At 57.8% G+C, this 11,091-nt stretch carries 8 protein-coding genes and 1 pseudogene; 7 read left to right on the top strand and 2 right to left on the bottom strand.

Annotation, left to right across the window (positions count from 1 at the left end; translation table 11 throughout):
* From J8I34_RS31865 to J8I34_RS31845, 6 genes and pseudogenes are all read left to right on the top strand, one after another.
* A partial coding sequence (locus J8I34_RS31865; protein WP_209808176.1) for a transposase domain-containing protein occupies positions 1–226 on the top strand: 226 nt, incomplete at its 5' end.
* Between the two features lie 642 nt (positions 227–868).
* Positions 869–2,848, top strand: a complete 1,980-nt coding sequence (locus J8I34_RS31860; RefSeq protein ID WP_209777960.1) for an ATP-binding protein — start codon at positions 869–871, stop codon at positions 2,846–2,848.
* Positions 2,849–3,010: 162 nt separating this feature from the next.
* Positions 3,011–4,177, top strand: a complete 1,167-nt coding sequence (locus J8I34_RS31855; protein ID WP_209777962.1) for a hypothetical protein — start codon at positions 3,011–3,013, stop codon at positions 4,175–4,177.
* A gap of 3 nt (positions 4,178–4,180) precedes the next feature.
* A complete protein-coding gene (locus J8I34_RS31850) occupies positions 4,181–6,424 on the top strand; it encodes a hypothetical protein (protein ID WP_209777964.1) in 2,244 nt (747 codons plus the stop codon).
* A 570-nt stretch (positions 6,425–6,994) separates the two neighbouring features.
* Positions 6,995–7,165: pseudogene (locus tag J8I34_RS35045) on the top strand (helix-turn-helix domain-containing protein); the annotation flags it as partial.
* A gap of 90 nt (positions 7,166–7,255) precedes the next feature.
* A complete protein-coding gene (locus J8I34_RS31845; protein ID WP_245176293.1) occupies positions 7,256–8,155 on the top strand; it encodes an ImmA/IrrE family metallo-endopeptidase in 900 nt (299 codons plus the stop codon).
* On the opposite strand, the gene J8I34_RS31840 is transcribed toward J8I34_RS31845, so the two are convergent.
* Positions 8,127–8,798, bottom strand: coding sequence for a hypothetical protein (locus J8I34_RS31840; protein ID WP_209777970.1), 672 nt, complete (start codon positions 8,796–8,798; stop codon positions 8,127–8,129). The two genes, J8I34_RS31845 and J8I34_RS31840, sit on opposite strands and share 29 nt — an antisense overlap.
* A gap of 973 nt (positions 8,799–9,771) precedes the next feature.
* On the bottom strand, positions 9,772–10,704 hold the full coding sequence (locus J8I34_RS31835) for a transposase (protein WP_348635834.1): 933 nt from the start codon (positions 10,702–10,704) through the stop codon (positions 9,772–9,774).
* 23 nt (positions 10,705–10,727) lie between these two features.
* Between J8I34_RS31835 and J8I34_RS35040 the strand changes: the two genes are divergently transcribed.
* Entirely contained in the window at positions 10,728–11,039 is a 312-nt protein-coding gene (locus J8I34_RS35040; protein ID WP_245176291.1) for a hypothetical protein, read from the top strand.
* Positions 11,040–11,091 lie beyond the last annotated feature (52 nt).

The following is an 11,091-nucleotide window of genomic DNA, read 5'->3' as shown; positions in this document are numbered from 1 at the left end:
TCTTGAAGGGCATTCCCTTCAAGGACGGTGCCCCGGCGCAAGACAATCCGCCGGATCAGCAGAAACTCGCCGCCTGAGAACCGGCCACGATCAACCTTCGTACACCAGATTTGACTTTATCTCCGATCCGTGCGCCTACGTCCGTGATGTATTGGCGCGTCTGCCCAACCACCTGAACAGCCGCATCAACGAGCTGCTTCCCCCCAACTGGCATCCCGCACGCTGAGAGCGTCTGCGCTCTCATAGCTGCTCTCGACCGGCAAAGTGGGGCGGCTGGCCGCTTACTACTCGGATAACCTTCGCTAAATCTCGGCCAAATGGATTAGGTCGCCGCCCGGATAGCGTATAGACGCGCGCGTGCTGGCCACGGGCTGCTTCCACCTTGCGCGCGAGCGACATCGCCGACCTGCGCAGCCGCTTTCCCGAAACCCGCGCGCTGTACCGCAAGGCCTGCTCTGCGTTCCTGAAAATTCCGCCCCATTCTCTGCAAGCCCATGATTGAAAGGAAAATTCGTCGCTTGCAGTAGTCATCGAGCTTCGTCTATCCGACCGGTAAAACTCTACCAACTGCCCCGCATTGAGACGGTACGCTCAACGGTGGCCATACCGGATCTCGCGTGCTTGCCCAAGTCGAAGCCCGCAAATCGGAGAAGTCACTTGGAAACGCGGCGGTTTGGAAGTTCCATGCCGCATCAATTGGCATACCCAGCGTTGGGAGGGTGTCGTTCGTCCGCACGAGCTTGGGCTTACAATGTGCGCAAGGCTGCTTTTTCGGGCTTGTGAGTAATTGCGGAGCGAGGCAAATTGTATTTGCCACCCTGTCATATGATGAACCGACCGAGACGTGTCCATTCTCTGCCCTTGCGACATGACAACAAGAACCGATCTTTCCGGCACCACGGAAATTGACAATGAAGGCATCAAGAAGCACTTCAAGAGCGTGGAACCGTGGCAGCCGATTTTTGAACTGACGTGGAACGGCTTCGACGCCAAGGCGAGGACGGTGTTGGTGGATGTCGTCCTCAACGAGCTCGATGCGCCGCATGTTGTCACGGTACTGGACGATGGCGAAGGCATCGATCCGACGACATTAAAGTCGACGTTTGGACGTTTCAACGACTCACACAAGCGCGGAGATGCGTCGCAGCATGGGGCGCATGGTCGAGGACGTCTCTCCTTTCACCGCATCTGCCGCCACGCGACATGGCATACCCGCGCAAGCACCGGGCAAGCCCGCATCGCGGTCGATGCGCAGTCGATCAAGGACTATGGCGCCTGGTTGATTTCGGATCAGGAGCAGTGTGAGTCCCTGCAGCGGCAGCCAACGGGGACTCTCGTATCGCTGGAGGGGTTCTCGAACCATCTGCCAACGCATACGGAGTTGAAAGCAAAACTGGCCACCGAATTTGGCTGGCATCTGGCTCTTCATGCTGAACATGTGCTCAAGCTAAACGGCGAGCCGATTCCTGTCCCTGAGCACGAAGTGATCGAACATCGTTTCGAGTGGGACGACCTTCGCTTCGACGCCCAGATCATTCGCTGGCACGCGCGGCCGAGTTCTGAGAAGTCGTACACATACCTGGTGAACAGTGAAGGTCGAGTTGTCTACCGGCAGCTCAGCACACTAAACAACAAGTCCGGCTTCTTCACCAGCATTTCCATCTGCTCTGCCTGGGCCGATAATTTTGCCACGGAGCCGGATCTGTTTGACCCACGAGCCCATACACCTCGCTCCACGGATTGGAGGCGCCTGATGCGAGAACTGGGGGAGTTAACGCAGAGTATTTACGAACGCTTTTTGCGCCAGAGAGCCCTGGATGAGGTCGAGAAATACGTTGATGAAGGACTATTTCCCACCTACAAGGAACTGCCGCCAGAAGAACGAGAATGGCGACTGAACAACGCCAAGGATCTCGTGACGGCCGTCTATGTCGCCGATCCGTCGGTCTTTGATTCGGCGAGCAAGAAGCAGCGGAAAGTTATCATTCAGTTGCTGGATCGACTTTCGGTTTCCAACGAGAACGATGCGCTGTTCGATGTGCTGAACAGTGTGTTGGAACTGGACGAGAAAGGGATGCAGACCCTGGCCGACCAGCTTCAGCAGACTTCGCTGGAAAATATCATCGCGACGATCGAGATATTGCAGCGACGGCACGACGCAGCGTCGAAGCTGCGCACGCTGATGGACGTGCACTATCGCGAGGTCATGGAAACACCAGATCTGCAGAAGATCATCGAAGCGAACACGTGGCTGTTCGGGCCGGCCTACGAAACGCTGGGTGCGGAAGAGGACAGTTTCACCAAGATCGCGAGAACGCTCCGGGACCAGGTACTGCTGATTGACGTCGTCGATGATCGTGATGGCGAATCGCCGGAGGATATTGCCGGTGCCAAGCGACAGACCGACCTCTTTCTGGCGCGTCGCATCCCTTCCATTGACTCTACGGGGCGGCAGGTCTATCGGTGCGTGATTGTCGAGATCAAGCGACCCGGTGTCGCCCTGAACATCAAGCACCTCCGGCAGCTCGAGGACTACGCGAACATCATCAAGCGGCACCCACAGTTTTCGAGCGAACTACTGCGATTCGAATTGATCTTGCTGGGTCGAAAGATCTCGTCAGACGATATGGAGATCGCGAGTCGCATGAATCAATTGCAGAGCCGAGGCGAACTTGGTCTGGTCAGCGATGAGCCACGCATGAAGCGATATGTACTCAACTGGTACACCCTGCTGGATGCGTTTGAGTTGGGCAACACCTTTTTGCTGGACCGATTGAAGCTCAAGCGGAACCTTTTCGAGTCGTCAACCAAGGAAGAGTTGGTCGGCGAACTGCAGACGGCACACTGAGGGCGACCGGCCTGGCGCGCCCCGGGTAACGGCCATCGAGTCGGCGTGATGGAGCGCGGACCGGTCCGGCCGTGAAGTGATCCACTTGTAATGGTTTGCGGGGCGGCGCCATGGCTGGCTAGCCTGGGGCAGCGATGTCAGATTGCAAGGCAGGATGAAACTATGAGTAAAGGCACCCAGACGACGACGCTCACGCAAGCCTTACAGGGGACTGTGGAAGAGTTCAATGCACTGCGTCACGCCACCGCACTGACGTTTGAGATGCGCAGTAAAGAGGAAACGGCGCAGCCGGCGGACGGGCTGCCAGAAGTGGTGGCGATCCAGCGGCTGATTTCCCTGAGCCAGCAAGGCCCTTCCATGCGTGTCATCTGGGCGCGCGAAGTTGTCGACCACGTCGCCGCTGCGCCCTCGCTTTTTCCGCTCACTGCGGTCCTGCTCTTGCTTGATGGCGTGGAGCATGTGGTCGAAGACGTCGATGGTACGCGGAGTAACGCCGCGTTTGCGCCTGCCCGACGGAAGATCTATAACTACCTGCCGTCTACCGATCTCTTCGCCGACAGGCAGGCACTGCTATGTGCCGACACCCGCGGGCATGGAAGGCCTCCATCCCTCTATTCGGCGGATAGGGGGCAATTGCTCGCCCGCGCTGACTTCGATTCGTTGATCAGCCAGATGGTGTCGGCACAGACTGCCGTGAATGTATCGTCGACGCGGGCTTTTATCTTTCGCCAGACCGTCTCCACGATCGTGGCCGAGTTGTTCGAAAACACTGACTTGCACGGCAGGGCCGCGATGGATGGCACACCTATCAGGAAGAGCGGGATTCGCGGCATCATCTTTCATCGCATTCCGGCACAGGCCCCCGTTTCGGGGCGCCAAACTGGTAGCGCCGGTTCAGCCACGGACATGCTCGAGATTTCAGTATTTGACGCGGGCCTGGGCTTCTATGGCTCGTACACTCGCCAGTCTCTTGAAGATGATGTTCCGCTGGAGGACGAGTGGACGGTGGTGCATCAATGCATGGAGCGACATTTCGAGGACGACGTCGCCGGTGTCGGGCCCTCGCATCGCGGCATGGGGCTGTATGAAGTGCTGCGCGGTTTGAAGGACCTGGGAGGCATGATCGAGGTGCGCACCGGTCGGGTGTATGGCTATCGCACGTTCATGCGGGGCGAACCAAAATTGTTGCTCGAGTCACAGGCTTCGCATTCGCGCCCGGGGATGCCCAAGCCACGGCTGCTGGACAAGGCGCGTCAGTTTGTCACCGTCCCCACTGTGCATGAGCAGTTGGTTGGCGCCGCGATTCGTGTACTGATTCCGTTGGACTGAGAAATGCGCGCTCAACACTATTCGACTGCCGTGCATGATGGTGGGTACCAGGGCGATGCGTCATTGCTCATCTACGACGAGCCCGCGCTGAATGGCACCATGCTGAGCGAGGACGTACGGGACCTCTTCGATAGCTTTCCCAGTACCTCGCGTATCTATGTGCTGGCGCCATTTCAGGCCAAAGATGCACTCTTTGCGTGCTTGAGCGAAAGCGGCGTACAGGCTCGTATTCGTCGCTATTTTGATGATCTCGGCGGACGCATCTATCTAGTCTGGCTGCGTCTGAGTGATGGGGTGATCGACGTTGTGGCCACGCCGTTCTTCGTGAAAGATGGGAAGCTAGAGGCGCAGCCTGATGAGGTGCTGTCCAATCAAGTGCGTAATGGCTTTCTGTTCGATCTATTTCATGCCCATGCCGGGCGAATTGACGCGCCCATCGGCGTCCATTTCAGCAAGGCGTCGGGCAAACACGCACGTAAATTCCTGCGGACCAGTGATGTGGTGCTGTCCTCGGAATCTGCTGCGGCGCTCGCCTTCTTTTCGTTAGCGGGATCAAGGATGGGTACGCCGGCACGCATCTTCGTCGACACGGCACCGCTGATGTCGGTGGCGCTTGCGATGCAGCGCATCGGGATCGTCAACGGCCTCTGGGAGGCGCACGCGCCGGTGCGCTCATTCAGCTCCTATGGCGGGATCGAAAGGTTACCAGTTGCTGCTGCCAGCGACATCGTACTGATCTCCGCCTCGACATCGGGTGGGCTGTTCAATCGCCTTGTCCAATGCGGCTTTCGCCCGGCCAATATCCGTACGTTGTTCTTCCTCGGCAGTCAAATCGACGCGAGGCAGGCGGGTGCGCTCGTGTGCGACCTTACCTTTGTGCCAGGCCAGACGTTCGGCTACGAGCCAATCGAGAATTTCCCGGCCAATGACTGCAAGCTCTGTCGGGAAGGATATTTTCTGGCTGAACTGGAGGGCGATCAGTTCTTGCTCCAAAAGCGCGACATCAAATTCCTGCACGCGACGACATCCAGTCAGCTCAAGGAGGCGCGGACGCAGTTGGATCGGCTAAGCAAGCGTCAACTGTTCGGCGCCCATCTGTTCTCTGGCCAGACCCGTCGCGTCGACGTTGGTGTGCAATCGGGGGATGCATTACTTGACGAACCCTCCATGCGAGAGGCCACGCTGCGTCTGCTCAAACGTTACACTCCGACCCCACTCCACTATGTGGTCCTGCAAGGCGTGTCGGAGGCGGCCTTCCACGATCTGGCAAATGAGGCGGGGATGGCGGCCATCGTGGCAGCCACCACCCTCTTGACGCCCCAGACGCTCGCTGCGGCAAACGCTGTGCCGCGCGGGTCGGCCCTTGTACTGTTTGGTCAGCTCGACGACTATGGGTTGGCGAGGGACATCAATGCGCTGTTGCGCACAGTGGTGCCGCAGGGGTGCGTGACCTACGTCGCGGGTCTCGCTGTGGCGGAAACGGCAAAGCAGCTCTCCGCACTGCGCACGTTCCTCACCTATGGTGAATTCGGAAAGGATACGTTCACCTTTGCACCGGCGGCGACCTTGATGCTTCCTATGGCGCAGCTCACGCGTACCCCCTGGGACCTCGAGCTGGAGCTACTCCAGCGATTGCGCGACGACGCCGAGCACGAACCGTTTGATGCGACCCTTCAGGCTCGGCTAGGAGTGTTGGAGAGCACCGCATTTCGTTACGACGGACTGTTCCTGGATGGCGTGCATGGTGCATTGCGCATCAATCATGACTTCGTCTATCTCAAGGTGGATGGCGACGCCGCTAGCATTTCGCAAGGCGATATTTTCGCGGTCGTGTCGAATCTGCTCGCCTGCGTCCGCGCCGGAAACAAGGGCTTGGCGGCGCCGACCGTACCGGAACCGGTCCACTACCAGCGTTCGATTTATGGTCTGGTCCTGCTGGATCCGCTGAATTTCGAGAACTACAACGATGCAATTCTTCGGGCAGCTCTGCTGCGAGGCGCGCGCGATACCGAGTTGCACTACGTGGGCGACGAGCACGCTAGCGCCAGGATATCTAGCGTTATTCGTGCCTCGATAGTTGGGTGGCCCAGAGGTGAAGGTGATGCGTTGCCGGAATTCCTACTGGCCATGGCGACTCAGCGGCTTCGCCTTTCCATGGTGCACGCCGAGGAAATCATGCGGCTGGTCGCGGATGCAGAACTGCCGGCTTTTCTAAAACTGATCGCACAGAGGATTTGTGTCGACTGAGCCGCAGCGGGCCGTCGGGACAGGAATGGGGCGGCCGGAATGGGCTGCATTTTCGGCCAAGTATCGTTCCCACATCGGGCGCGCATTCAGTCCCTGGACGATCGCGCCTACGAAGCCGAAATGCCCGCGGTGAACGCCGCGTCGGGTGACCAAGCGCCGGCGCCGCCGTGGCGCTGTGGAGTCGGCTGGCACCAACATAGCGGTTTCGGGTGCGAGGATGAGGGGGGACGCTCATGCCGCGGGCCGTTCTTTCTGGGTGCGATTGCGGTGTTGTTGCAAGAATTTAAGCCGCCGCTCCGAAACGCTGCCGGGTAACCTCATGCCCTCGTTGAGGCCGAGTTGGTCTCCGGGCGTGAGGTGAATGAGATTCGTTCCACTTACGCTTTCGAAGGACAGCTTATTGGCCTCTTCCGTTCGGACTTCGTTAGTGGGAGAAATCGGTGCCGCAATCGTACGCGCGGCCTCAGACAGGTAGCTCTGCACTATAGAGCTATGGCGATCTCTAAACATGCTACACTGAACTTGACAAAACTTGACTGAGTTATCGATCTATCCTACACTCCGGTCGCTATGCTAAATCTCACCCTGATCACGGATCGACTCACCTCACTTGGATGGGGTGCCTCTCAATTGGCGGAGGCGTGTGACGTGAGTCGCGAGGCGGTATCCAATTGGCTATCGGGTGAGTCCCTTCCTCGCCCTCGGAAGTTACGCCAAATTGCCGAGGCCTTGGCAGTGTCGCCGCATGAGTTACTGCTGCCCGCGTCCCGATTGCCCGAGCCGGTTGTAGCATACAGGACCAAGCGCAATGCGCCCGTTTCAGCACAAGCGTTGGAGACTGCAGCCGACGTGGCCCGTCATCTTCGTGAACTCGTTCCGTTCATCGAGCGAGATAATCTGTTTGCACCTGGCATTCTCGAAACGCCGCAACTCAGTGATGACTACATCATCAGGGCTGCGCGACAGACCCGAGCTCGTGCCGGCCTGTCGACAACGGAACCGATTAGGCACTCTCAACTAATATCGATGCATCAGGAGTTTGGATCGATTCTCGTGCCAGTGCTGTGGGGTGAAGAAAAAAGCGGTCACGAAAACGCGCTTAGCGTGTATCTTCCCGAGTCGAAGTCGTCATGGGTAATTTTTAATCTCAACGCGCGCATCGATGATTTTAACTATTGGATGGCGCACGAGCTCGCGCATTGTTATACGCTAAATGCGCTTCAAGGCGACAAAGGCGAGACATTCGCCGAGCGATTCGCGCAAGCGTTGCTATTTCCGCAAGAAGTGGCTGCCGCTGCGCTAGACGACATCATGGGAAGCAAGCAACGTATGGAGCGTGTCGCGTTCCATGCGAAAGCGCATGACATTTCGATCGTCACTGTCGTAAAACAGATAGATCGTATTGCGGAGCAGCGCACAGGCAAGCCTACCGGATTAATCGATAATCGGTTTTGGGACGACTGGAATGGCAGCCGGAGTCTGCAGCCCACTGTGGCTTATGCGCTTTTTGGCATCGATAGCATGACTTCTTCGCAATATATCGACGCATCGGAACGCATATTCGGCACACCGGTGTTTCGTGCTTTAGCTCGCTGGCAAGATGCGCAAGGCGGCCTGTCCCCCGCGTTCGTTGCGACCGCACTGAATATTCAGTTGGGCGATGCCTTGCATATTGCCAAGGCGCTTTCAACGCTGCCCAAACCTATTGCAACTTCGGCGCCGGTTCATTAAAGAGACGCCTATATTGCGTCTCCCAGTTGTGCGGGAGGGCCTCACCATACCGAATCCACGACTTCACCGTCTCGTAGCGGTCCTCGGCGGAAATGCATCCTGCTCGCTCCAATAAGTGCAGTAGGTCGAACGAGTTCCATATCTCGACGTTCCGTTCGTCTTCCTGAATTAAATCCTGAACGACATGGGTCATTGGCCACTCGTCCGTGGCGATTACTGCATTTAAGACTAGTGCGGTTGCGATCAGCGTGGCGTCGTTGGTGGACAGAGAACGGACTGGGATGGGAGCAAGACGCTGAGTACAGTAGTTTTCAAGCAGTGCGTTGCCGAAACGTTTGACTAGTTGGCACTCCTCAAGCACTGCCTTTAGCTCATCGTCGTTTAGTGCTAGCACTGCACCGGCAGCAACTGCAGCGTCGATATCGCCGTTCGCCCAAGCATATTCGTCTTGAAGTCGCTTGCCCTGCCTGAATTCGTCGACCAAGTCAGTAAGCGTTCTGATGCGAAAACCCCCAACGTCGGCGCCCAAGATCGGCCGCAATGAGGTCTGATAAATACGCAGGAAACAATTGGTATCGACAAGCAGAAAGCGAAGCTGCTCACCATCTCCGACAAAATCTAAATTTTCAACTTGATCGGCCAAAAAATTCCCCTCGACGCGGAAGCCCCTGCATTAGCAGGGAGCATTATACACATCAGGACGCCGTGAAATCCTGTTAAACTAAAGTTATCCACAAAGAGGTGCCAATTTAGGAACTTTAGTATGGGCCTGCCAAGGTTCGATGACCTGGATCGGTTAAATTCCTTTGCCGTGCGAGCAAGACTGGCTGATCGTGTTCGCGCCGAACGACTCAAACTCAACACATCGCAGGCATCGTTCGCCCTATGGTGCGGCGTTAGTCTTCGAACGTATAAGCGGTTCGAGTTGAACGAGTGCGACTCGCTGGAAGTTTTCCTCAAAATCGTGGCGGGGTTGGGGCGTCTTGCGGGGCTGGAGGGGTTGTTTCCCGCTCAGCCTCTCCGCCCCAGCCCTCAGACAGTGTCTGAGGCCATGAACCGACTCAAGTTCGAGCATGTCACTGCCGAGCGATTAAAGCGAAAAAGAGCTTCCCCGCGTAGTTGAAGACTGGCCCGTGCAACGCGGCAAAGAAGTGCCGATGCGTCATATCATTTCTCAAGGTTGTTGTGCTTGAGGTGTTTGGCAGCTTCTTCTGCCAAGCAAGCGCAGGGGCGTAAGCCTTCAAAGGCCACGCTCTGAGCCAGTTGACGGAACTGCGACACGCGGCTTCCGCCCCCTCACGCTGCAAGCCAACAGGTCCAGGGACTAGGCTAAAGGGCGTTGATGACCGGCGCGAGAAAAAAATTGCGCAAAAAGCTTGGGAACAAAATTGTGCCAAGGAATTTTGCAGAACATTGTTCCTCCGGCCGACGTTTTGAGTAATTTTGTTCCTTTGCCAACGGCTCGATCCGTTGCTGGCCGGCGCGCTACGGCTTGCGAAGCCGGGAACGGTTGCCGTCGGGGATTGCCGCGCGATCACGGTGCCAAGTCGGGGCCACGCGGACGGGGTAGGAGGGGGCTACCCAATCCACCCAAGATAAGCACCAACAAATAGGCATCAAAAAGCCTTGTAAGTAGCATGTCGATGAGGATTGTGGCGAGTCGGACGTGGCTTAGCGCGATCTGGTCGCACGCGATGGGTACGTGTTGCGATCAAGGCCAAGGTCTCATGCAGAGCGGCCTTGGCCCAGCGCAAGCCGAGCAGCGCCGCTGACAGGACAGGTTTGAGAGCGGTGATGGCGAAGGTTCGGTTGATGCGATGATCCGAATTAATTTCATGTTCCTGCGCGGCGCTGAGGCAGCATACGGCGTGCAGGTTGTCGCTGAGGATTTTGGCGCCGAAGTCCTGCCTAGCGGCCAACTGTGAGAGGCCGGACAGATGTTCGAGTGCCATGCGGTGTTTGAGGCGTTTGAAGGCCTCCTCCAGGCGCCAGCGCTGGTGATAGAGATCGCGGAAGGTGGCGGCCGGATGGCGGCACCTGTCGAGCAGATTGGTGATGAGCACGCGTACCTTGCCGGCTGGCGAGATCTGCCGGATCAGCCGGACTGTCTGTGGGACGGCCGCACACTCATAGTCGCGCGCATCATTGCGGGCTGGAGCCGGGAGCGTGACGATGCCCTCGGCGCGGCCGGAGCGGAGGAACTGTCGCACGGCAGTAAAACCGCTGCCGTCTGCGCGCATGCAGAAAGGAATGCTTCGTTGGTTGAGCACGGCCACCAGCCAGCGGGCGGGGTAGCCACGGTCGAGGAGAAGCAAGTCGTCGGATTGCAGGCGGTCCAGATGCTCGAACAAGATCTGGCGTTCGTTCTCGTGCACGCTGTGCAATGAGGCGGTGAGCATGATCTCGGCCTCGGGCAGGTACAGGCCGAAGGCGAGTTGATCGCGGGTGGCGGCTCGAGGGAGATGGCTGCGGCGGATGGCAAAACGCAGGTGTGAGGCATCCGCGGCGACCAGCCGAAAGCCATGCCAGCGCGGCACATGTTTGGACACTTGCTGAAGCAGCCAGCATTGAGGTGAGCAAAAACATCGCCGCTGAGTTTGCTGCGAGCCTGCGCGAACGCTTGTTCACTGACACCTCGGCACAAGGTATTTTGGCGGGCGAGTGCGGCGAAGAACTGATCGAGTTCGGCTTGCACCCCCATGCGCAAGTTACCAAGCATAAAGGCGATCAGCGTTGGCAGGGTGAGCTTACGCTGACGGGTGAATGCAGCCGGATATTCGGCATGACGGGCAAGATCGCGAAAGACCTGGGTGTGCAGATATTGGGTAAGCGTAGCGAACAGATCGGACAGGGGCATCAGAGCCGAGCAAGGATCGAGAAATAATCCTCTATTGGCCGCCGCCCTGCTTGCGCTAAACAGCCAGCGCAAGCAGGGC

This window comes from Cupriavidus phytohabitans (assembly GCF_017815025.1).
In the GTDB taxonomy this organism is placed as follows: Bacteria; Pseudomonadota; Gammaproteobacteria; order Burkholderiales; family Burkholderiaceae; genus Cupriavidus.
This window is presented reverse-complemented; position numbering and strand designations above follow the sequence as displayed.

Excerpts from the sequence above, each read along its gene's own strand:
- J8I34_RS31860 (WP_209777960.1), top strand. The coding sequence starts at position 869 with ATGACAACAAGAACCGATCTTTCCGGCACCACGGAAATTGACAATGAA.
- J8I34_RS31855 (WP_209777962.1), top strand. The coding sequence starts at position 3,011 with ATGAGTAAAGGCACCCAGACGACGACGCTCACGCAAGCCTTACAGGGG.
- J8I34_RS31850 (WP_209777964.1), top strand. The coding sequence starts at position 4,181 with ATGCGCGCTCAACACTATTCGACTGCCGTGCATGATGGTGGGTACCAG.